This window comes from Propylenella binzhouense (genome assembly GCF_009866965.1).
Classification (GTDB): Bacteria; Pseudomonadota; Alphaproteobacteria; order Rhizobiales; family Afifellaceae; genus Propylenella; species Propylenella binzhouense.
On sequence record NZ_SPKJ01000002.1, the window covers coordinates 18,224 to 40,615 of the forward strand.

The 22,392-nt window shown below is 67.3% G+C and carries 17 protein-coding genes; 9 read left to right on the plus strand and 8 right to left on the minus strand.

Annotated features, from left to right (window positions below; translation table 11 throughout):
• Window positions 1–54: 54 nt before the first annotated feature.
• From E4O86_RS00870 to E4O86_RS00890, 5 genes are all read right to left on the minus strand, one after another.
• Window positions 55–1,296, minus strand: coding sequence for a cation:proton antiporter (locus tag E4O86_RS00870; RefSeq protein WP_161138630.1), 1,242 nt, complete (start codon window positions 1,294–1,296; stop codon window positions 55–57).
• A 15-nt stretch (window positions 1,297–1,311) separates the two neighbouring features.
• Window positions 1,312–4,059, minus strand: a complete 2,748-nt coding sequence (locus E4O86_RS00875; RefSeq protein ID WP_161138631.1) for a cation-transporting P-type ATPase — start codon at window positions 4,057–4,059, stop codon at window positions 1,312–1,314.
• A gap of 102 nt (window positions 4,060–4,161) precedes the next feature.
• Complete coding sequence (locus E4O86_RS00880) at window positions 4,162–4,938, minus strand: glucose 1-dehydrogenase (protein ID WP_161138632.1); 777 nt, start codon at window positions 4,936–4,938, stop codon at window positions 4,162–4,164.
• Between the two features lie 226 nt (window positions 4,939–5,164).
• Window positions 5,165–6,073 carry a DMT family transporter gene (locus E4O86_RS00885; RefSeq protein WP_205520558.1) on the minus strand — a complete coding sequence of 303 codons (909 nt, stop codon included), beginning with the start codon at window positions 6,071–6,073 and terminating at the stop codon, window positions 5,165–5,167.
• Window positions 6,074–6,083: 10 nt separating this feature from the next.
• On the minus strand, window positions 6,084–7,721 hold the full coding sequence (locus E4O86_RS00890; RefSeq protein ID WP_161138633.1) for an L-lactate permease: 1,638 nt from the start codon (window positions 7,719–7,721) through the stop codon (window positions 6,084–6,086).
• A gap of 375 nt (window positions 7,722–8,096) precedes the next feature.
• Here E4O86_RS00890 and E4O86_RS00895 point away from each other — a divergent pair, with 375 nt between their 5' ends.
• The 5 genes from E4O86_RS00895 (at window position 8,097) to E4O86_RS00915 (ending at window position 12,168) form a co-directional block, all read left to right on the plus strand.
• Window positions 8,097–9,050, plus strand: coding sequence for a hexose kinase (locus E4O86_RS00895; RefSeq protein ID WP_161138634.1), 954 nt, complete (start codon window positions 8,097–8,099; stop codon window positions 9,048–9,050).
• Between the two features lie 673 nt (window positions 9,051–9,723).
• On the plus strand, window positions 9,724–10,440 hold the full coding sequence (locus E4O86_RS00900) for an RNA polymerase sigma factor (protein WP_161138635.1): 717 nt from the start codon (window positions 9,724–9,726) through the stop codon (window positions 10,438–10,440).
• Window positions 10,441–10,464: 24 nt separating this feature from the next.
• Window positions 10,465–11,517: a YncE family protein gene (locus E4O86_RS00905; protein WP_161138636.1), complete on the plus strand. Its 1,053-nt coding sequence runs from the start codon at window positions 10,465–10,467 to the stop codon at window positions 11,515–11,517.
• A 57-nt stretch (window positions 11,518–11,574) separates the two neighbouring features.
• Window positions 11,575–11,763, plus strand: a complete 189-nt coding sequence (locus E4O86_RS00910; RefSeq protein ID WP_161138637.1) for a DUF2933 domain-containing protein — start codon at window positions 11,575–11,577, stop codon at window positions 11,761–11,763.
• Window positions 11,764–11,892: 129 nt separating this feature from the next.
• Window positions 11,893–12,168, plus strand: a complete 276-nt coding sequence (locus E4O86_RS00915; protein ID WP_161138638.1) for a DUF5676 family membrane protein — start codon at window positions 11,893–11,895, stop codon at window positions 12,166–12,168.
• A gap of 94 nt (window positions 12,169–12,262) precedes the next feature.
• On the opposite strand, the gene glgA is transcribed toward E4O86_RS00915, so the two are convergent.
• The 3 genes from glgA to nirK form a co-directional block, all read right to left on the minus strand.
• Complete coding sequence (gene glgA / locus E4O86_RS00920; protein WP_161138639.1) at window positions 12,263–13,813, minus strand: glycogen synthase GlgA; 1,551 nt, start codon at window positions 13,811–13,813, stop codon at window positions 12,263–12,265.
• A 464-nt stretch (window positions 13,814–14,277) separates the two neighbouring features.
• Window positions 14,278–14,730, minus strand: a complete 453-nt coding sequence (locus E4O86_RS00925; protein WP_161138640.1) for a DUF411 domain-containing protein — start codon at window positions 14,728–14,730, stop codon at window positions 14,278–14,280.
• Window positions 14,731–14,783: 53 nt separating this feature from the next.
• Window positions 14,784–15,845 (minus strand): copper-containing nitrite reductase, encoded by a 1,062-nt coding sequence (gene nirK, locus E4O86_RS00930; RefSeq protein WP_161138641.1) that lies wholly within the window; start codon window positions 15,843–15,845, stop codon window positions 14,784–14,786.
• Between the two features lie 1,062 nt (window positions 15,846–16,907).
• Between nirK and E4O86_RS00935 the strand changes: the two genes are divergently transcribed.
• From E4O86_RS00935 to E4O86_RS00950, 4 genes are all read left to right on the plus strand, one after another.
• Window positions 16,908–18,136 (plus strand): IS3 family transposase gene (locus tag E4O86_RS00935; RefSeq protein ID WP_246206053.1). Its coding sequence is split into 2 segments (ribosomal slippage): window positions 16,908–17,244 and window positions 17,244–18,136, totalling 1,230 coding nucleotides; the frame shifts between segments, so codons are not numbered across the junction.
• 104 nt (window positions 18,137–18,240) lie between these two features.
• Entirely contained in the window at window positions 18,241–18,897 is a 657-nt protein-coding gene (locus tag E4O86_RS00940) for an RNA polymerase sigma factor (RefSeq protein ID WP_161138642.1), read from the plus strand.
• 474 nt (window positions 18,898–19,371) lie between these two features.
• Entirely contained in the window at window positions 19,372–21,771 is a 2,400-nt protein-coding gene (locus E4O86_RS00945) for a heavy metal translocating P-type ATPase (protein WP_343039063.1), read from the plus strand.
• A gap of 89 nt (window positions 21,772–21,860) precedes the next feature.
• Window positions 21,861–22,364 carry a hypothetical protein gene (locus E4O86_RS00950; protein WP_205520562.1) on the plus strand — a complete coding sequence of 168 codons (504 nt, stop codon included), beginning with the start codon at window positions 21,861–21,863 and terminating at the stop codon, window positions 22,362–22,364.
• Window positions 22,365–22,392: the final 28 nt, after the last annotated feature.

The window sequence follows — 22,392 nt, forward strand, 5'->3', positions numbered from 1 at the left end:
ACACCGGGGCCGCTGCCGCCTGCGTCCCTGACGCCCGGCTGAGGCATGACCTGCTCAACTGCCCTGATTCCCTCCACCGCAAGACGGAACTGCCGCCAGGACGCGCCGCAAGCCGAGCGGCGTCACCAGGGTGGTGACCACGGCCATGATCACGAGGGCGGAGAATAGGTTCGCGACAACGGGATCCGGCTGATCGAACAGGCCCGCTTCCAGGGCGATGCTGGCGATGATGAGCTCGACGGCGCCGCGCCCGCTCATCCCCACGCCGACTGCGACCGCCTCGCGCGAGGACAGCCCGGTGAGCCGCGCCGGTACCCCCGCCCCGATCAGCTTGCCGAGAAACGCTGTTGCCAGCAGCGCCAACAGGAAGCCTGGAACCGCCGTGACGGCACCGAGGTCGACCCGAACCCCTATGGAGGCGAAGAACAGCGGTGCCAGCAGGCCGTTGGTGACGTCTCCGATACTCTGCTTGACGTCGACATAGGGCTCCTCACCGACCGCAGCGGGATCGAAGAACAGGCCTGCCATGAACGGGCCCAGGATGAAGTCCATGCCCAGGAGTTCCGCCAGGATGGCGAAGGCAAGCGCCACGGCCATGAGCGCACTGAAATGCGGCGCCGGGATGCGCAGCCGGTCAACCATCCGGGCGATCCGCGGATAGAGGAGGAGCCCGGCGGCCACACTGATGACGAAGAATGCGCCGACCTTACCAAGCAGCACCAGCATGGACCCAACATCGGGCGTGACCCCTGTCTCGATCACGCCGGTGAGGACCGCAAGCAGCATCAGCCCGATCACGTCGTCAAAGATCGCCGCCGAGACCACCGTGCGGCCCACCCGCGTATGTAGAAGCCCAAGCTCCATAAAGATCCGTACGGTCACGGGCACTGCCGAGATCGACAGCGCCACGCCGACAAGGAGTGCCTGCGCGAATTTCAGCGACGTCTCGGGCAGGAAGGCCCAGGCGAGGGCGAAGCCGCCGGCGAGCGGCAGGAGGACACCGCCGAGGGCGACGGCGAGTGACCCACCCGAATGCTCCGCAATCTCGCTCGGGCGCATCTCTATCCCGGCGAGCAGCAGGAGGAAGAAGATGCCGAACTCGGCGGCCACGTCGAGGAACGGACTCTCGGGCAAATCTGCGAGCAGTGGGAGCGGCAGGGCTGCGGCGGCACCCAGGGCGATGGCCACGCCGGCGACGATCTCGCCCATCGAGGCCGGCTGGCCGATACGCTCGGAGAATTCGCCGAAGAGTCGCGTCGTAACGAGGAGGAGGAAAAGGTGGAGGGCGTGTTCCATTACGCTCCCGTGCGCTTATCGTGAACGCGCAGTCGGACCAAGGCTCCGTCGAACGAGCTTCTCGACCTCCAGGATGACGAACAGCGCGATTCCCACGCCCACCACTGCCAGCCCGTCCTGGAATGCGACGGGCCGCGTGTCGAACAGCGCCTGCATGAACGGCGCGTATGTGAAGAGAAACTGCAGGACCGTGACCATGGCCACGCCGGCCAGCACCGCGCGCGTCCCGAACAGGCCGCGCCAGGTGAGCGACGAGCCGTGCCGGAAGCGCACGCTGAACAGATAGAAGATCTCCATTACGACGATGGTGTTGACCACCAGCGTTCGCGCCGTCTCCAGCGGTAGGCCGCGGGCGAGCGCCCAGAAGAACATCCCGGAGGCGCCGATCAGGAAAAGGACCGAGGCGAAGATGATCTGCCAGACCAGGAGGCCCGACAGGATAGGCTCGTCGGCGGCGCGCGGCGGGCGCCGCATGGCGTCCGGCTCGGTCGGCTCGAAGGCGAGGGTGAGGCCGAGCGTGACCGCGGTCGCCATATTGATCCATAGCACCTGGACCGGGGTGAGCGGCAATGTGAACCCGAGCAGGACGGCGGCGATAATGACGAGGGCCTCGCCCCCGTTCGTCGGCAGCGTCCATGTGATGACTTTCTTGAGGTTGTCGTAGACCGTCCGGCCCTCGCGGACCGCTGCCACGATCGAGGTGAAGTTGTCGTCGGCGAGCACCATTTCGGCCGCCTCCTTGGCTGCCTCGGTTCCCTTGCGGCCCATGGCGATGCCGACATCCGCTCGTTTCAGCGCCGGCGCGTCGTTCACGCCGTCGCCGGTCATCGCCAGCACCGTGCCCTCGGCCTGGAGCGCCTCGACCAGGCGCAGCTTGTGCTCCGGCGCGGTGCGAGCGAAAACGTCGGTCTCGCGACCCACGCGCCGCAGGCCTTCGTCCTCAAGCCGGTCGAGCTCCGCGCCGGTGGCAATGGCGTCGGAATTGGCGATCCCGATCTGCCGGGCGATCGCGCGGGCGGTCGCGGCGTGGTCGCCGGTGATCATCTTGACCCGGATTCCGGCCGCCTGGCAGTCGCGCACCGCCGCGATCGCCTCCTCGCGCGGCGGATCGATCAGGCCGAGCAGGCCGAGCAGCACCAGACCGCCCTCGACGTCGGCGAAGGCGAGGTCGCGCGTTCCGAGCGGCATTGGCTTGGTGGCGATCGCAAGCACCCGCTGTCCCTGCGCCGCCAGCCTCTCCACCAGCTCCTGCCACGCAGCTAAGTCAAGCGGCTCGTCGCCCGCCGGCCAGCGAGCGTGGTCGCACATCGCCAGCACACGCTCCGGCGCTCCCTTCAGGCAGGCGAAGGTCTCGCCGTCATGGCCGTGGTGCAGGGTCGCCATGAAGCGGTGCTCGGCATCAAACGGAATCTCATCCGTCCGCGGGAACTGCTTGCGCAGGGATGCGGGGTCGAGCCCCGCCTTTGCGGTAAACGCGAGCAGCGCCCCCTCCATCGGGTCACCTTCCACGATCCAGCCGTGCTCGGTCCGCTGCAGCGCCGCGTCATTGCAGAGCAGCGCCGCGCGCGCCAGCTCGAGCAGCGGCGGATGCTCGGCCGCGTCCACCTCCTCTTCGTTCCGGCAAATGGCGCCGCGAGGCTCGTAACCGCCGCCGGTGACGTCGAAGATGCCCGTCGCGCTCACCGCCGCGCCGATGGTCATCTCGTTGCGCGTGAGCGTGCCGGTCTTGTCGGTGCAAATGACCGAGACCGAGCCGAGGGTCTCGACCGCAGGCAGGCGGCGCACGATGGCGTTGCGCGCCGCCATGCGCTGCACGCCAATGGCGAGCGCGATCGTCATCACCGCCGGCAGGCCCTCGGGAATCGCCGAGACGGCCAGGCTGACCGAGATCAGGAAGGCGTCCTCTGCGGCGTAGTCGCGGACGAGCACCGCGAAGGCGAAGACCGCCGCGGCGCCGGCGAGAATCACGGCCGTGAGCTGCCGCGCGAAGACGCCCATCTGGCGCAAGAGCGGCGTCGTCAGCGTCTCGACCGTGCCGACCAAGGCGCTGACGCGGCCGATCTCGGTGGCGGCGCCGGTGGCCACCACCACGCCGGCGCCGTGCCCGGCCGCCACCAGCGTTCCCGAGAACGCCATCGAGGTCCGGTCCCCAAGCGAGGCCTCGGGCGGAGCAGGCGCGGGCGACTTCTCCACCGGCACAGATTCCCCCGTCAGCGCCGCCTCCTCGACCCGCAGGCTGCGGCTGCGGACCAGGCGCAAATCGGCCGCCACCCGGTCGCCGGCCTCCAGCAGAACCAGGTCGCCCGGAACCAGATCTTCCGCGGCGATGGTGCGACGGCGGCCGCTGCGAACGACTGAGGCCTGCGGGGCCAGCATGCCGCGGATGGCGTCCAGCGCTCTCTCTGCGCGGCCCTCCTGAACGAAGCCGACGACGGCGTTCACGAGCACAACGGCGAGGATGACGCCCGCGTCGATCAGGTGCCCGAGCGCGACGGTGATCCCGGCCGAGGCCAGCAGGACATAGATCAGCAAGTTATCGAACTGGGCGATGAAGCGGCGGAAAGCGCTGCGCGGCGCCGCGGCCGGCAGACGATTGGGGCCATGTGCCGTTAGTCGCCGCGCCGCATCGGCCTCGTCCAGCCCGTCGTGACCGGTCGCCAGCGCCTGCAGCGCCTCGTCGGCCGGAACGGCGTGCCAGGACCGGTCAAAAATCGCTCCGGTCGGCGCCGCGTGGTTTGCCTGCGTGTCGAGAGCGTCTGCCATGAGTTCCTGATATTTGCGTCGGACTGCTATCGGACATTGGCGCCGCGACGCCGGCGGCCAGCTTTCCGATTAGCCGCGAGTGCGGTCTCGCCGCTCCAGCCTCTATTGCGCCGTGTAGCCGCCGTCGATGACCAGCTCCGTGCCGGTCACGAACTTGGACTCGTCCGATGCCAGATAGAGGACTCCATAGGCGATGTCGTCCGGCTCGCCGACGTGACCGACTGGATGCAGAGCATCAAGTGCCGTTCGGCCCTCCTCGACGCCTCCGTGCTCACGCAGATAGTTCTCCACCATGGGCGTCCAGATGTAGCCGGGATGGATCGAGTTGACCCGGATGCCCAGACCCTGCTTGGCGCAATAGAGCGCGACCGACTTGGTGTAGAGCCGCACGCCGCCCTTGGACGCGTTATACGCGCCGAGGTTCGGGTCGCCGACAAGGCCCTCGATCGAGGAGAGATTGATGATCGAGCCGCCCCTCGGCGGGATCCGCTTCATTGCCAGAATGGCGTGCTTGGTGCCGAGGAAGACGCCGTCGAGGTTGATGCTCATCAGCCGCCGCCAGCGCTCCAGCGTTTCCTCCTCCGGTGCGCCGCCCCAGCCAACTCCGGCATTGTTGACCAGCACATCGAGCCGGCCGAAGTGGTCGAGACTGGTCTGGATCACGCGTTCCCAGGCGCTCTCGTCGGCAACATCGTGGTGGAGGTAGATCGCCTCGCCGCCCGCCTCGTGGATCGTCTGCGCCGCGCGCTCGCCCTCCTCGTCCTTGATGTCGGTCAGCACGACCTTGGCGCCCTCGCGCCCCAGCATCCGGGCCGAGGCCTCGCCGAGCCCCAGCGCGGCCCCGGTCACGATCGCAACCTTGTCCTGCACACGGTCCACTGGCCTCCTCCTTCCCATAGCATCAATATCGTCCATGGCGAGCATCGGGTTGGCGGCCGCGAACTCTCCAAGGAAGCGGCAACTGCAACACGCCGCGACCTTCATCAATAGACGCCGCACGCGCACGCAAATTACCCAGTGGCCGAGGCCGTCCGGCTGCGAGAGCAGACGATCGGCCGCAGTCCCGCCACCTAGCATCACCACGACCGGCGCTGCTCGGGTGCGTTCAACCCCGCGTAACCTGTTGGATCCCGAGCAGGACCAAGCCGATCCCAACGAGCTGGAATGCGCCCAGATCCTCACTGAAGAGGCCGATCCCGATCGCAATGCCGAAGACCGGCGTCATGAAACTGAACGCGTTCGCTCGGGTCAGGGAGCTGCTCTGCAGCACCGCGAACCAGAGATAGAAGGCGAGAGCGGTGCCGAGGAGCGCGAGGGTCACGAGAACGGTCAGGAACCGCGGCGTCCACAGGCCTGAGGGGAGTGGCTCCAGGACAGCCGCGGCGATCAGCAGCGGCACGCCGCCAAACACCAACTGCCATCCCATGGCCATGAGCGGGTCCACGCCATTGGCGACCCGTTTCATGAGGATGTTGCCGATCGCAACGCCGATGGCGGCGAGCAGGACGTAGGCGGTGCCAAGCGAGTATGCGTTGCCGCCATCGGCCAGAACGCGCGGCAAGGTCATGATCGTCACGCCGGCAAAGCCGAGGAGCAGTCCTACACGGTCGCCCGCTCGGAGGCGCTCTCCCAATAGGACCGACGCGAGCACGCCGGCGATCAAGGGCTGCGTGTTCGCGACCACCGTGGCAAAACCCGGGGCAACGAACTGGCTCGCCAGAAACATGCCGAGAAATCCCAAACTGGTCGCCGTCAGGCCGATCCCGACCAGGGAAGCCCAGGTGCTGCATGCGGTCGGGAACGGCCGCCCCAGCGTCATTGCGAACACCAGCAACGCGCCGCCAGCCATGAACGCCCGTGCCGCGGCGAAGTAGAACGGCGGCACCATTTCAAGGCCGACGGTGATCAGCGGAAAGCACAGCGCCCAAAGCAGCATCACTGTGACGATCCGCAGGAGCACCGGGACTGACAGTCGGCCGGATGCAGAACCCTCGTGGGGAGCCTCGTTTACCATCGCGACATGCTCACAACACGACCGTGAGGAGCAGGGCCACGATGCCCGCCGCTAGGCAGTAGTAGAGCATCGGCGCGAGCGTGAAGCGGATGATCGTTCCTTCCTGGCGAAGCAGGCCGACCACCGCCGCCGCCGCGACGACGTTGAGCACCGAGATCATGTTCCCCGCGTTGGCGCCGAGCATTTGCGCCGCCAGCACGACGGTGTCGGGGATTGCGGCGCGCTCGGCGGCGCCGAGCTGGAACAGCGCGAACATCATGTTGCTGAAGGTGGCGCTGCCCGACAGGAAGGCGCCGAGGGCGCCGACGAACGGGGCCAGCAGCGGCCAGCCGGCGCCGACCCAGTCAGCCGCGACCGTCGCCAGCTCCATCGGCATGCTGCCGAGGCCGGCCTGGTTGACGCCGGAATGGATGAAGATGCGCACCATTGGCACGGCTGTGCCCAGCGCCAGCGCGCTGGCGGCGAGGGCGAGACCCGTCTCGCGTAGCGCGGTGCCGGCCTGGCGGGCGCCCATCCCCTGCAGGGGGATGGTGGCCAGCACGACGACGACGAACACGGTCCCTGGCAGGTAGAGCGGTGCGAGCGAGACGGCGACCCCGGTGCCGAGAATTCCCGTCCAGGAGATCATCGCGGCCTGCAACCACTGCTTCAGCGGCAGGAACTCGACGCGGGTCGCGACCAGCAGGAGGGCCAGCAGCAGATAGGGCGCCCAGGCGCGGCCGAGCGGCATTCCGGGGGCCGGCGCGGCGGCGGGCCGATCATCCCCGCCCCGCGGCGGCAGGCGCGGCGGGAGCAGCAGCCCTTTGCGCGCGACCGGCACCACCACCGCGAGCCCGACCAGGGCGCCGATGAGCGAGGGGAACTCCGGCCCGAGCAGCACTGCCACCCCGAGCGCCGGCAGGGTGAAGGCGAGGCCGGCGAACATAGCGAAGCGCCAGGCGCGCAGCCCGTCCCGCCAGCTCCGCCGCGGATCGAAGAAGCGGGTCAGCACCAGCACCAGGATCAGCGGGATGAAGCTGCCGACGAACAGGTCGATGGTGATCGCCTGCACCGCCACAGACCGAAGAAAATCCGATAAGGATGCGTCGCCGATCACGTCGGCCGCGGCAGGGGCGAGATCGCCGCCCTCCTGCAGCCCCTGGGCGAGGCCGACCACGACCGGCGTGCCGATGGCGCCGAACGACACCGGACTGCTGTCGGCGATCAGGGCGAGCACGACAGCGGCCATCGGCGCGAAGCCGAGCGCCACCAGCAGCGGCGCGGTGATCGCCGCCGGAGTCCCAAACCCGGCTGCCCCTTCGAGGAAGGCGCCGAACAGCCAGGCGATCAGGATCACCTGGGCGCGCGGATCGGGGGTGATGCGCTTGAACCCGCCGCGGATCGCCGCCATCGCGCCGCTCGCCGTCAGGGTCTTCAGCAGCAGGATGGCGCCGAACACGATCCACAGGATCGACGCCGCGATCACCACCCCCTCGATCGCCGCTGCGAGCACGTGCCGGACGGAAACGCTCCAGACGACGATGCTCACGGTGGCAGTGAGGGCGAGGCTGATCGGCATCGCTTGGGCGGCCGGCAGGCGCAGGACCACCAGCAGGCCGAGGACGGCGAGCAGGGGCGTCAGCGCGGCCAGAATTAATGGTGCGGACATCGACGCTGGGCGGCCATGCGGTCTTGCTCCGGCTGAGGTGCTGTTGAATGCGCCAACGAAGATCCAAAAGCGTATGTGAGGGCCTCGGTACCGAAGACGCTCAAGGGTGCGCCCGGTTACAGCACCGCGCTGCCGTCACATCCCGGCTCCGCCGCTCGGTCTGCTCGCGTGCTTTGTCTCTCTAGCGTGGCGGACCAGTGGCGGACCAGGAATCGGCATCCAGCCAGCGTAAGGATGGGCAGCCTGTTACGTCTTTTTGCTGTTGGCCCTCCTTTGCAGCGCTACGCGGTTGGCGACGCTTTGCCACAGCCGAGGGCTGCTCTGCCTTGCCTCGCACAGCTGTTCCGTTGAGCTTTGAACCAGAGGAGTTGCGCCGTGAAACCGATCGTAACGCTGACTTTGAACCCGTCGGTCGACGGCTCGGCCCAAGCGGAGGTGGTTCAGCCAATCCGAAAGGTCCGGACAACCGACGAACGGTATGATCCGGGCGGCGGCGGGATCAACGTGGCGCGGGTCGTCCAGGAACTCGGCGGCACGGCGCTCGCGGTCTATATGGCTGGCGGGGCCACTGGCGGCGTGCTCGACGAACTCTTAGATTCCGCAGCAATTCCGCGGCGGCGCATTGCCATCGGGGATCACACCCGTATCAGCCACGCCGTCTACGAACGGTCGAGCGGCCTCGAATACCGGTTCGTCCCCGAAGGTCCGTTGCTGAAGGAGTCCGAATGGCGGGCGTGTCTGGATGCGCTCGAGGACCTCGACTGCGACTACCTCGTGGTCAGTGGCAGCCTGCCGCGCGGCGCTCCGGACGACTTCTATGCCAGAGTCATCGATGTGACCGACCGAAAAAAGGTGAAACTGGTCCTGGACACCTCCGGCCGGGCGCTCCGCCCTGCACTTGAGCGCGGCGTCCACCTGGTCAAGCCCAGCCTCGGGGAGTTCGAAGCGCTGGTCGGACGGCAGCTGCCCCAGCCGGCGCTCCAGGAGGAGGCCGCGCGGGAGCTGGTACGAACGGGAGCGAGCGAAATGCTGGCCTTGACCATGGGCCGCGACGGCGCGCTGCTCGTCACCGCGGACAGCGCCCTCCGGCTGTCCGCCCCCGCAGTGCCGGTGAAGAGCGCCGTCGGCGCCGGCGACAGCTTCGTCGCGGCGATGACGCTTGCGCTCGCACAGGGGCGCTCGTCAGAAGATTCGTTCGCATACGGCACGGCCGCGGGAGCCGCCGCCGTGATGTCGCCCGGAACCGAACTGTGCCGGCGGGAAGACGTCGAGCGCCTCTACGATGAGATGAAGAGGATCAGCGTGCCGTCCTCGATCGCAAGCGGCTGAGTGGAAGGATTGCCCGTCAGCGCACGGCCCACTGCGGGGCGCGCAGTGTCGATCGGTAATCAGGGCTCCCGTCGAGAATTTTCAGACGCCATGCTCGGTCACCCCGATCCCTTTCGGCGAGCAAGACCTGATCTGTCGCGACAACTTGATCCAGCTCAATGTGCGCCTAGACTCCCGCACGGATAATTCCATGATGATGAGGACTGCCACAGGTTCCTGATGCGGGCGCGTACGACAAGGGCGGCACAGATCGGACCCGTGCGGCGGGTAGCGGTGGCGCTTGTCCTGTCGTTGCTTCTCGTGCTCAGCACGAACTTGCACGTCGCGTACGACACGCCGGCATTCGCCGGCGCGGACGTGACGGACATGGGGCAGGTGACGAACGCCGAGCACCAGCCCGACCGCTCGCTGCCGGATGCCCTTGATGGCGTGCACTGCCACTCGTCCGGCTCGTGTCCCTGTTGCGCGCCGGTGGCACTTGCGCCGTTTTTCTTACACCCGGGTCCGGACGACTGGCCATTCCGGCGGGCAACCTCTCTGGCACCGCCCGCTCTCCACTCGCACTTCCGCCCACCTCGTCTCCCTGCGCACGCCTGACGGACGCGTGGCGGCGCTCGATGCGCCGCCCGCTCCGTGAGCCCGAAGACGTTCTTCTGCGCATGGAGTCCCTACGATGCCTGCATTGTCATGCAACCAATTTCCTGCCTCCGAGACGGCTGCCCTCGATGACACGGTAAGCCGGCGACTGTCCGAGTGCCGGGGGGAGTTCTTCCGTTTTTTCCGCCGCCGCCTCGACCGGCGCGAGGACGCCGAGGATGCCTTGCAGGATTTCTGCCTGAAGGTCATCCGCGCGGCACGGAAGCCCGATCACCACGAAAAGATCGATGCCTGGCTCGGCCGCATTCTGCGCAACACGCTGACCGACCACTATCGGCGGCGCGCCGCGCGCCAGCGGGCCGAAGCCGCCTATCGGCGCGAGATCGAAGGCACGGTGTCGGAGGTCGACGCGGATCAGGACGGACTGCCGTGCTGCTGCCTCCACGATGCACTGCCGACGCTCAGGCCGGATTACGCCGAGATCTTGCGGCGCGCTGATCTCGACGAAGAGCCGCGCGAGCGGATTGCCGCCGACCTCGGGCTCACCGCCAACAATCTCGGGGTGCGCCTGCATCGGGCGCGGCGCGCCCTCAGGAAGAAGCTTGAGGACTGCTGCCCGACTTGCCGCGATGGCGGCTTCGGTGACTGCAGCTGCGACGCGGCGCGCGAGAACGACGGCCCGACTCCTTGCGCCGGCGGGCGTAATGGCAACGCTGCCGCTGCGTCTGTATCGGAGACGGCTATCCGCCCCGCCTCCGGCTCGGTGGTCGGCTCGAACGCGGCGCTTCCATGACTCGAACCCGAAAGAGGTAAAGCGATGAAACTCCGTCTCTCGATTGTCGCGGCGCTTGCTGCAATGCCTGCGGTGGCGCTGGCCGATCCGGTCTACGTCCCGCAGGGACACGCCAACTCTATCCTCGTCATCGACGGTGCCGCCGACCGGGTCATCGGCAGCATCGAAGGCGTTCCCGCCGTGCATGGCCTCGCATCGACACCCGATGGCCGGCACCTCGTCGCCGGGAGCGCGGACGAGCGCCCGGCCGGCGCCGGTGCGCCCGACAAGCCCGAAGCCGTCCCCGACGCCGAGCATGCCGCCCACCACCCGGCTGCCGGCGCCGAGGTCGCGCCGCCCTCGGCAACGGTGAGCACGGTCTCGATCATCGACACGGCGGCGGCGGCGGTCATCCGCCGCGTCGATGTCCCGGGCGACGTCCACCATGTCGCGGTGGATCCGACCGGCCGCTTCGCCGCGGTCACCCACCCGGGCCTCGGCGGCGTCACGGCGCTCGATCTCTCCAGCTTCGAGATCGCGGCGACCGTCGCCACGGGGCCGTACGCCAATTACGCCGCCTTCTCGCCGGACGGCCGCCGGCTTTACGTGAGCAACGCCGGCAACGGGACGGTGAGCGAGCTCGACGTCGAGCGCTGGATCGTGCGCCGCAATGTGATCGTCGGGGAGACCCCCGAGCACCTCGTGCTCTCCCGCGACGGCGGCAGGCTCTATGTGAACAACGTGGACGCGGGTACCGTGTCGGTGGTGGACACGCCGACATTCGAGGTCGTCGACAATCTGGCCGCCGGTGCGCCGCTGCACGGCCTCGAGCTGGCTGACGATGGCGATACGATTTTCGTGGCCGTAATGGGCGAGGATCGCGTCGTCGCGTTCGATCTCGCCGGCCGCCAGCGGCGCGATGTCGCGCTGGCGCCCGCGCCCTATCACGTCGCGGCAATAGCCGGGACCGGCAAGCTCTACGTCTCCAGCGACGTGGAGCCGAAGCTCTGGGTTGTCGACGGGGAGACGCTCGCCGTCCTGCACGAGATCGAGATCGACGGCAAAGGCCATCAGATCGCCCAGCCGGCTCGGCGGTAGCGCCGGAACGAAGGTTCAGGCCGAGCATGTTCGAGTCGCAAAGGTGAAGGTCGAGCCATGGACTGGCTTTCGGAGAACTGGCTTTGGGTCGTGATCGGCCTGGCCTTCATCGCCATGCACATGTTCGGCCATGGCGGTCACGGCGGCCATGGACATCGCGGCCGGCGTAATCGTGCCGGCAGGGAAGATCGTTCCGGGCCTGTCGATAGGCCTGACGACAATGCCCCGCCCGCTCATCGCCACTAGGGGAATGCAGCTGGGGTGAGGCCGGCCTGCCGTCGTTCCGGCGGAGCAACAAGCGCCCGGAGCATGGGCCAGAGTTCCCGAGCCTGCGAATAAAGTTCCATCCCCACGCCAACGCAAACGGAGACTGCGATGCTGAACACGAAGCTGGTGACCTGGGCCCTCGGCCTCTGGGCCGCAATCACCTTCGTGGTTTGCGTGGTCTATGGCTTGGTGACGCCGCAAAGCCTGGGTATGCAAGGATTTCTCGAAATGGTGCTGCCGGCCTTCACGTGGCTGACTTGGTGGGGATTTCTGTTGGGCCTCGTCGAGAGCTTCCTGTACGGCGCTTATGCCGGTCTCGTGTTCTGTCCAATTTACAATTGGTTGCAGAGGCGCTGGGGTGGCGTGAAAGATCGGACGGTCTGAGGGGGCGCAGAGGGAGGGCCGAAACAGCGCGTCAACCAGTCTTACGAAAGATGCGCAGCCGCGCTTCCGCCTACCCCGACAGACGAGGGATGCCCTACGCCCTTCCGGGCCGCGCTCGCAGCGGAGTAGACAGTCGCGTGGGATCTTCGCCCGGTTGCGCAGCGCGCCGGCGCTCCGATTCTCCTGATCCGAACGCAGCGCGGCTTCCGACGAGCGACCGGTAAAGTGCAAGATATTGCTCGGCTGGCTTCTGCCATCCAAAGTCCTGCCGCATGGCATTGCGTTGCATCCGGCGCCATGCGAGGGGCTGCTGGAAGCCGGTCAGGGCGCGCTCCAGACCGGCCAGCATCTCCTCCAGAGACTCGCCGGAGAAGGCAAAGCCCGTCGCATTGCGCTCGTTCCGGGCGGAGCTGTCGACCACGGTGTCAGCCAGCCCGCCGACCGCCCGGACCACCGGCAGGGTCCCGTAGCGCATGGCGTAGATTGGGACGAGGCCGAAAGGTTCGAAGCGCGACGGATGCAGCAGGATGTCGCATCCGGCCAGCAGACGTCGGGCGCATCGTTCCTCGTAGCCGATCCGCACCGCGACGCGGCCGGGATAACGCTCCGCCAGAGTCAGCAGGCGGCTCTCCAACCCCCGGTCGCCCTGCCCGTGCAAGGCGAGCTGGGCGCCGGCCCCGACGAGCCACGGCACGGCCTCGGCGACCGTGTCGGCCATCTTTTGTTCGGTCAGGCGGCTCAGGAAGGCGACGACGGGCGTATCCGGTTCGACGGCGAGGCCGAGCTCGCGCTGGAGAGTTTCCTTGCAGACGCGCTTGCCGCCGGTCTCGGCCAGATTGTACCGCCGGGGCAAAGTCGGATCATTGGCAGGATCCCAGACGCCGTAATCGGCTCCGTTCGGAATACCGGCGAGATGCCCGGCCCGGTGACGGAGCAGGCCATCGAGACCGCAGCCGAATTCCGGCGTCTGTATCTCGCGCGCGTAGGTGTGGCTGACCGTTGTCAGACGATCCGCGTAGCGGATTCCCGCCTTCAGGAAGGAGATCCGGCCATGGAACTCGATCCCATCCGGCGAGAAGCACTCCGCCGGGATGCCCAGGCGCGGCAGCCGGTCGGCACCAAACAGCCCTTGGAAGGCGAGGTTATGGATCGTGAAGACGCTTGCCGGACGTTGCGCGGAGTGGTGGTCGAGCAGCAGCGGCACCAGCCCCGCATGCCAGTCGTTTGCGTGGACGACGTCCGCGCGCCAATCCAGCCCCAGCTCGCCTTGCGAGACCCGCGCGGCAGCACGGCTCAGCAGACAGAATCGCACGTCGTTGTCGGGCCAGTCGCGACCATCCGGGTCCTGGTACGGTCCACCCGCTCGGCGATAGAGCGGGGGACAGTCGATCAGCAAGAGCGGCAGATCGGAACCGGGGCTTCGGGCGGGGAGGAGCCGCGCCGGACCTGCGCCCGGCACCTCACCGAGCGGAACCGCACTGCCGAGATGGACCGCGCAGTCCATGACCTCGGGATAGCCGGGAAGCATTACGCGGATGTCGAGACCGAGCTCGCTCAGTGCAGCCGGGAGGGCGGCCGAGGCGTCGGCGAGTCCGCCCGTCTTGACCAGGGGGTAGAATTCGGAGGTGACGAACAGGACCCGCATGATCTTAGCCTGTTTCCTTCTGAGGAGTGCGCGGCAGCCAGCGAGGTGCCAAGCGCCGGCACAAACCGCGCCCTGCCTCTGATTCGGCGTATCTGTCCTAAAGGACGTTCGAGCCAGGCTCGTCCTTACACCGTCACGGTCCGTACCGCTGCGGCGGCGCCAGTCAACGACCGGTCCGAACCCCACGCCGTATCGGTATCCTGTGCGGGGGCTGTGCGTGTAACGAGGGCGCAAGCTGTGCGTCCGATAGGCTGGAGGTGGACGATGTCGGACGATGATCCGAAACATGCGACATCAGGTATAAGCGTCCACCAAACGAGCCGTATGGCGTTCACGGAAAAATCGAGAACTTAGCTCCACTGTCCCAAGAATGCGCCGATCCGCGACGGGCGGCGCGGGTGTACTGTGTCATCGCGGATCGGCTCGTCTCGGGCACCGGCCAGGACTGGCGGCCGAAGGCCCGTTCAGTGTCGGGCGTAAACGTCAGTCGTTCCATCTCCGTGAGCGAGCAGGACATCATAAGGCTCGCTGCCCATGTCCATACCCGGTGACGCAGCTGGCATCCCCGGAGCGGTCAGCCCGACCGCCTCGGGCCGTTCCGACAGTAACCGCCGGACATCCTCCGCGGGGACATGGCCCTCGATCACGTAGCCACCGACGAAAGCCGTGTGACAGGAGGCATGCTCGTCGGCGATCCCGGCCTCAGCCTTCTTCGCCGACAGAGCCTCGTATGAAAGGTTCGTGGCTTCCACGTCGAACCCGGAGGTTCGCATGTGGTCGATCCATCCGCCGCAGCAGCCGCAGTTGGCGTCCTTGTAGACCTGGACCGTCTCGTCCGAAGCAACCGAGGCCATGGACGCCAAAGACACCGGGACGAGGACGGCCGCAGCGGCCGCGAGTGCGATTTTGAGCTTCATGACAGAGTACCTTTCCACAGTCAGCGTTGCAGCTCTGGCGCGACTTCGAGCGCTCAGTGAGCCTCGTGCGCCGTCTGCTCCGTTGCCTGGTGAGGAGTGAACAGGTCCGCCTGATCAGGTCCTTCGACGACGAGCTTGCCGACCAACCCCCGGGCTGCCCGCGAAAGCGCATGGTCGACGAGCACGTATTCGCCCGGGACCTCCAGCTTCAGGTCGACAACCGCCGCAGCGCCCGGAGGCACCGAGATAGTCTGAACGTCCCTGAGCGGTTCGGTTGCCAGAGATGCAAGCTCGTATACTGCGTCGAAGATCTCACCGATAACGTGGAAGCTCGACGTCTTGTTCGGTCCGCCCACGCCGAAATAGATCCTGACCGTCTCGCCGACCTCTGCCGTGAGAGCGTTCTCGCCCGCAAGAGCACCCACGGCGCCGTTGAACACGTAGTACTCCGGGGCTTCGCTCAGGAGCTTCGCCTCGCTCTCCGCGAGCATGCCCTGCGAGCCAAACGCCTCCTGGGTATAGATCTCCCCCTGCATCACGTAGAACTCGCGGTCGACAGCCGGGAGTCCGCCCTCCGGCTCCACGAGAATCAGGCCGTACATCCCGTTGGCGATGTGCGAAGCGGCCGTCGGCACTGCGCAGTGGTAGACATACAGTCCCGGCTTCGTGGCCTTGAAGGCGAAGCCCTTCGTCTCGCCCGGCTCCGCATCGGTGGCATGGGCGCCGCCGCCCGGTCCGGTCACGGCGTGGAAATCGACGTTGTGCTTCATGGCGCTGTCGGCTCGGTTCGCCAGCGTCACCTCAACTGTGTCGCCGACGCGCACGCGCACGAAAGGGCCCGGGACCTTCCTGTTGAAGGTCCAGTAGTGGTAGGTGGCGCCCTCTGCGAGCTGCCCCGTCACCTCAACCGTCTCCAAGCCGATCTTCACCGTCCGGGGCCCGCGGTCGTCAACGGATCCCGGGAGATCGTCTGGAGCACGGATGACGTTGAGCGGGGCGTCTGCCGTCCCGTTCTCGGCCGGGTGGTCATGCGCGTGGCTGCCCGCCGAGAAGGCTGGGGCTGTCGAACCAATGATGAGGACTGCCGCAGCGGCAGTGATCGTGAACCTTTTCATGTCTTTGAGCTCCTGGCGCCGCGGGACGGAGATCGGTTTCTCTCAAAGAGAGTCCCTGCGCCTGTTCTGAATTCCTGCTGGTGGTCTCGCACAGTCCGCGCTGGCGCGCCGGCCGTGCTCAGGATCAGATGCCGCGTGGAGGGCGGCGGAGCCCCGGAACTGTCACCCCGGCCGGAGCTGGCGGGCGACATCTGCAAAAGACTGCCTCGTCGCGGTGATCGCGACAGCACCCTCGGACATTACCGCCGACCACAAGCAGGCACTTACGCAGGGCATGGTGTCGGCGCTGTAGCCATGGCCGCCGTGATGGGAATGGTCTGCTGCCAGCGAGTGATCGGTCTTTCCGTCGCAGTCAATTCCGGCGTGGAGGTGGTGCTGGGCTGGCGACGCCGTTGCCATCGACGCGGCATGAACAGGCCCCTGAAGGAGGAGCCCCGCGGCTGCTCCTAACACGAGGACCAGAGCAATGAATCGGGCCAGCGATGCCATTCCTAAACAGCCATATGCCCTTGTTTCACCCGATCGTCTGCCCGGCAATGACCATGACAGAGGACTGACGCCACCCACGGGTAGAGCATGATGGGCACGAGTTCCAGACCGAGGGTGTAACCCAGGCATCCAGAGACGTCGGTGGCGCTTTCCCTCCCGTGCGGAGACCATTCTTGACCATGCGCTCAGATCTCTCTGCGAAAACCATCGGTTGATATTCATTCACCATGCCTGCCGCATCTCCCGCAGCGCTGCTGTGCTGGCGCCCGATGCCGTGCTGTCAAACGCCCGCTCGCATAGTTGAATCGCGCTGAGACACCACATATGCGGAGTCCGCGGGTACCGACATTGCGCTGGATCAAGTTCAGACCCGAAGCACCTTGGCCAGGCTTCCCTAATCGCCAACGAGCCGTCCGCGATTGTAGCCTCTTATACGACGGCGTTCGGGTGCATCGTTAGTTCGCGGCTCCTGGTGAATTCACCACCACTTATTTAGCACCCTGAAGTGCTCCCCGTTTCGACCGGACAGGCGGCGTAAGCAGGGGACCCAGGCATAGACCTGGGGCTACGCCTATGTCCGAGGAGTTCTCCCGCGCGGAGGTGATCAGCGGCGTCGCCCGGCGGCGTCGGTTCACGGCCGAGCAGAAGCTCGCGATCGTCGCCGAGACGATGCAGCCGGGCATGTCGATCAGCTACGTTGCCCGCAGCCACGGGCTCTCGCCGAGCCTCGTGTTCCGGTGGAGGCGGCTGATGACCGATGGCGGCCGCGAGGCGGTGCGTGCGGACGACGACGTGGTGCCGGCCGCCGAGGCGCGCCGGCTCGAGGAGCGCGTCCGCGCGCTCGAGCGCCAGCTCGGGCGCAAGACGCTCGAGGTGGAGATCCTGAAAGAGGCGCTGGACCTCGCCCGGGCAAAAAAACCGACCTTGCTGTCCAGCTCGCGGCCGGGGGACGGTTCCCGGTGAAGGCGGTGACCGAGACCCTCGGCGTCGCCCGCTCGAACGTCGTCGAGCGCGTGAAGGCGGCTCGGCCGAAGCGCGGCCCCCAGATCCGCGAGGGCGATCTGGAGCTCACGGCCGACATCCGGCGCCCCGTCGACGAGAGGCCGACCTACGGGTACCGGCGGATCGCCGCGCTTCTCAGGCGCGAGCGGCGGACCGCCGAAGAGCCGTCCGTCAACGCGAAGCGCGTCTACCGGCTGATGAAGAAGAACGGGCTGCTCCTCGCCCGGCACAGCGGGCGCCGCTTGGCACGGCGGCACGAGGGAGAGGTCGCGACGCCGCGTTCGAACATCCGCTGGTGCTCCGACGCGCTCGAGTTCTCGTGCTGGAACGGCGAGGTGGTGCGCGTCGCCTTCGCGCTCGACTGTCACGACCGCGAGGTCATCGGGTGGACGGCGACAACCGCCGGCATCTCGGGCGAGATGATCCGCGACATGATGGTCGAGTGCGTCGAGACCAGGTTCGGCTCGCCACGGGCGCCGGAGCGCATCCAGTGGCTGACCGACAATGGCTCGACCTACGCCGCGGCGAAGACGATCGACATGGCGCTCGCGCTGAACCTCGAGCCCTGCTTCACGCCCGTCGAGAGCCCCGAGAGCAATGGTCTCGCCGAAGCCTTCGTGAAGACGTTCAAGCGCGACTACGTCCGCGTGAACCCGATCCCCGACGCGGCGACCGCCATCGCCGCCGTCAGGGACTGGATGGAGGACTACAACACCGTCCATCCTCACAGCCGGCTCGGATATCGCTCGCCCCGCGAGTACCTCCGGGCCATGTCGCAGCCTACCGCGTGTCCGGTCTGACAGGGTCAACACCACACCCGCCCTAGCATTGTGCTTCGAGGTCTTCATAGATAGCGCATGTAAGAACTTGACAAGCCCCGCGTCGGAAAGAACCGGAGATGACGATGTCTGATGATCCGGAACGCGCTGGCGAGGCAGAGAGCGAGCCGAAAGGAGCTACGTTGCGGGCGGACGCTGCCGTGCGCCGAGCTCTCGTGGAAAGTCGCTGTCAGATGCTCGGCTTCCTTCGGCGGCGGCTGGGGAGCGCGGAAGAAGCGGAAGACGTGCTTCAGGCCTTCATGCTTCGGGCGCTCGAGCGCTCGGCCGAGCTGCGCGACGTGCGGACGGTCCGCGGCTGGTTAAGCCGGATCCTTGCCACGACCATCGTCGACCATCAGCGTCGCGCCGCCAGACGGCGGCAGCGGGAGGCGGTCATGAGCCCTGACGATCTCGAAGCCTTGTCGATCGAGCCCGATGCCGAGCTGGACGAGGCGGTCTGCAACTGCCTTTACAAGCTCCTTCCAACGATAAAGCCGGAATATGCCGAGGTGATCTGGCGGATCGACCTGCTGGGAGAGCCACGGGACCGTGTGGCCGCAAGCCTCGGCGTTAGCTTGAACAACATCACCGTGAGGCTGCACCGCGGTCGGCAGGCGCTGAAGAAGCGGTTGGAGGAGATGTGCGAGATCTGCCCGGTGCACGGCTTTCTCGACTGCCGCTGCGAGGAGGCGGAGCGCGCCCGCCGCCAGCGCGAGGAAGCGGCTGCTGCCTTGGACCTGTAATGCGGGAGACCTTGCCGCGTCCATATTCGCAGACGCCGAGAACTCCGGTCCCGCCTGGGGCTCTGCTGCACGGAGCCGGCGGTCCTTCAACAGTGCAGCGCATCCGGCACCAAGAGGAGACATACGATGAAGCCAGACACCAACACCCCGATGGCGGGTCCATCCGCTCGCAGCGGAGATTCCTGTTGTGGCCACGGCGCGCGTGAGGCGACCGAGGAGACTCGGCCGCCGGTGGCGGCCGAGAAGCCCGTTGCGGATCGGCAAGCAGCGGCCGCACCAGAGACCGCACGTGCACAGACCACGGGTGCCAAGTCGAGGGGCTGCTGTTGCGGCGGCTAACCACCGGCGGGCGTGCGGGAACAGGACCAAGTGCCGCGTTCCCGCACGCCCGTACGGCGCAGCTTTCGGGCGGCGTCCGTCCGGCATCACCCGACCATTCCTGATTAGCATCCCAGGAGGCTCGCATTGCAGACAGTGACGCTTGAGGTCGGCGGCCTCTTCGAAGAGCTCGATCATCTTGGTGTCGAGAAGCAGCTCAACGGAGAGAAGGGCGTCATTAGGGCAAGCGCCAACCCTGCCTCCGGCAGCGTCACGGTCGATTATGACGAGGCGGTGACGAGCGCCGAGGCACTGCGGAGGACGGTGAAGTCCTGCGGCTTCCGCTGCCGCGGTAAGGTGGTGCCACGACACGTCTGCAGACCAGACAGCGCCACAGTGCCGCCGCAGACCCCGACGCACTGTGGACATGCCCAAACGTCGAGAACCGGCGCACCGGGGCCAGGCGCTTCGACGCGCCAGGCCTCCGCGCCTGCGCATGACGAAATGGCGCACGAGATGGGCCATGACGTCGGCATGGACATGCAGGACATGGTCCGCGACATGCGGAACCGCTTCTGGATCGCGCTCGTCTTTACAATCCCGATCTTCGTCTATTCGCCGATGGGCGGGATGTTCACCCCGCCGGCGCCGCCCTTTGGCCTTGACCTCGACCTCTGGCTGTTCTTCCTCGCCAGCGCCGCAGTGCTCTATCCGGTCTGGCCGTTCGTGGTCGCCGCCTGGCGGGCGCTCAAGAACGGCGTGCTCAACATGGCCGTCCTCGTCGTGCTCTCCGTCGGCACCGGCTACATCTTCAGCGTCGGCTCGACCTTCTTCTTCCCCGGCGTGCAATTCTATGAAGCCGTTGCGGTGCTGCTGGTGTTCATCCTGCTCGGCCACTGGCTGGAGATGCGGGCGCGCGCCGGCGCCTCGGCGGCGATCCGGGCGTTGCTCGATCTCGCTCCGCCGATGGCCACCGTGCTGCGCGACGGCCGCGAGGTCGAACTGCCCACCGCCGAGGTTCAGGCCGGCGACACCGTCGTCATTCGGCCGGGCAACAAGATCCCGGTCGACGGTGAGATTATCGAGGGCGAGTCCCTCGTCGACGAGTCGATGCTCACCGGCGAGTCCATGCCGGTGCAGAAGGCGCCGGGCGACGAGGTGATCGGCGCCACCATCAACAAGAGCGGCAGCTTCAAGTACCGGGCCACCAAGGTGGGCGCCGACACGGCGCTGGCGCAGATCGTCAAGCTGGTGCAGGAGGCGCAGAACTCCAAGGCGCCGGCCCAGCTCCTCGCCGACAAGGCCTCCCAATGGCTGGTGCTGATCGCGATTGTCATCGGTCTAGTCACCTTCGCCGTGTGGTTCTGGTGGATCGGCGAGCCGCTGCTGTTCGCGCTGACCCTCACCATCACGGTCTTCGTCATCGCCTGCCCTGACGCGCTCGGGCTCGCGACCCCTATGGCGGTGATGGTCGGCACCGGGCTCGGCGCCACGCACGGCATCCTGTTCAAGAACGCGAGCGCGCTCGAGGAAGCGACCAAGCTCGACGTCATCGTCTTCGACAAGACCGGCACGCTCACCATGGGCCAGCCCAAGGTCGTCGAGGTCGTGCCGGCGCCCGACCGCACAGAAGATGACGTGCTGCGTGCGGCGGCGGCGGTTGAGCGCGGCTCCGACCACCCGCTCGCCCTGGCGATCGTCGAGCGCGCCGAAAGTCTCGACGTCCCTGAGACGCGCGCTTTCCTCAACCTCGAAGGCAAGGGCGCACGCGCGGAGATCCGTGGTCGCACAGTGCTGATCGGCAATCGCCGCCTCATGGACGACGAGCGGGTCGACCTCGGCGGCCTCGCTGACGAGGCGGAACGGCTGAAGGGCGCCGGTCGCACCGTGGTCCATGTCGCCGAAGGCGGCGTTGCTGCCGGTCTGATCGCCATTGCCGACGCGCCACGACCGTCGGCGGCCAGGACGCTCGCGGCCCTGCGCCAGCGCGGGCTACAGGTTGCGATGCTGACCGGCGACAATGCCGGCACGGCAAGACGGATCGCGGAGGAGCTCGGCGGCATCGATATCGTGCTGGCCGATGTGCTTCCCGGCCAGAAGGCCGAGAAGGTCAAGGAGCTACAAGCCCAGGGCAAGCGCGTCGGCATGGTCGGCGACGGCGTCAACGATGCGCCGGCGCTGACGCAGGCCGATGTCGGCTTCGCCATCGGCGCCGGCACGGACGTGGCGATGGAGAGCGCCGACGTGGTGCTGATGAAGAGCGATCCCTACGACGTGGTCGGCGCCATCGAGCTTTCGCGCGCCACCCTGCGCAAGATGCGCCAGAACCTGTTCTGGGCGGTCGCCTACAATGTCGTCGCCTTCCCGATGGCGGCCGGCGTCTTCTATCCCCTGGTGATCAGCCCCGAGGTCGCGGCCTTGGCGATGTCGGGCAGCTCGGCGCTGGTCGCCGTCAACGCCCTACTCCTGAAGCGCACGCGCCTGGAAGGGATCGGTCGCGCCGATGCCCCGCCGCCGGAACTGGCCACCACCGAGCCCGTCGGAGCAGCAGCGTGACGGCCGCGGCGCTTGCAAACGACTGCGGCGGCGCGTCTCGGCTGTCCCGCGCCTCCGCCGCACGTTTTTCCGTCGGAGGGGCTTTGACCATGAGCAACGGCTCGCGCCAAGCAGCAAGCGGCTGGATCGCCAGGATCTCCGCCCTGTTCGTCCTCGCCTTCCTGACGGCGCTCAGTCCTCCGGCTGGAGCGGCGCAGGATGAGGCCTACAGGAGGGCCGGCGACCTCGCCGCCTATCTCGGCGTACTGCCTGCCGCAGTGGTTCGCGGCCATCCGGCTGGGCATCCGGAGGGCGCTATGCACGGCGGCGCTCCGCGTGGACGTCATGATTACCACCTGGTGGTCGCGCTGTTCGACGCCGCGTCAGGCGCCCGGATCGAGGACGCCGCGGTGACGGCGACGATCTCAGGCCTGGGCCATGTCGGCGGAAGGCGGCTCCAGCTCGAACCGATGCGCATCGCGGGTACGATCACCTATGGCGAGTTTGTGAGCCTGCCGGGTAGCGACCGCTACACCATCACGGTCGAGATCCGGCGGCCGAACCAGGCGGTGCCGACGCGGGTCGATTTCACCTACCAGCACCCCGCGCGGTGACGGACGTGCCGGCGCGGCAAGCGGAGGA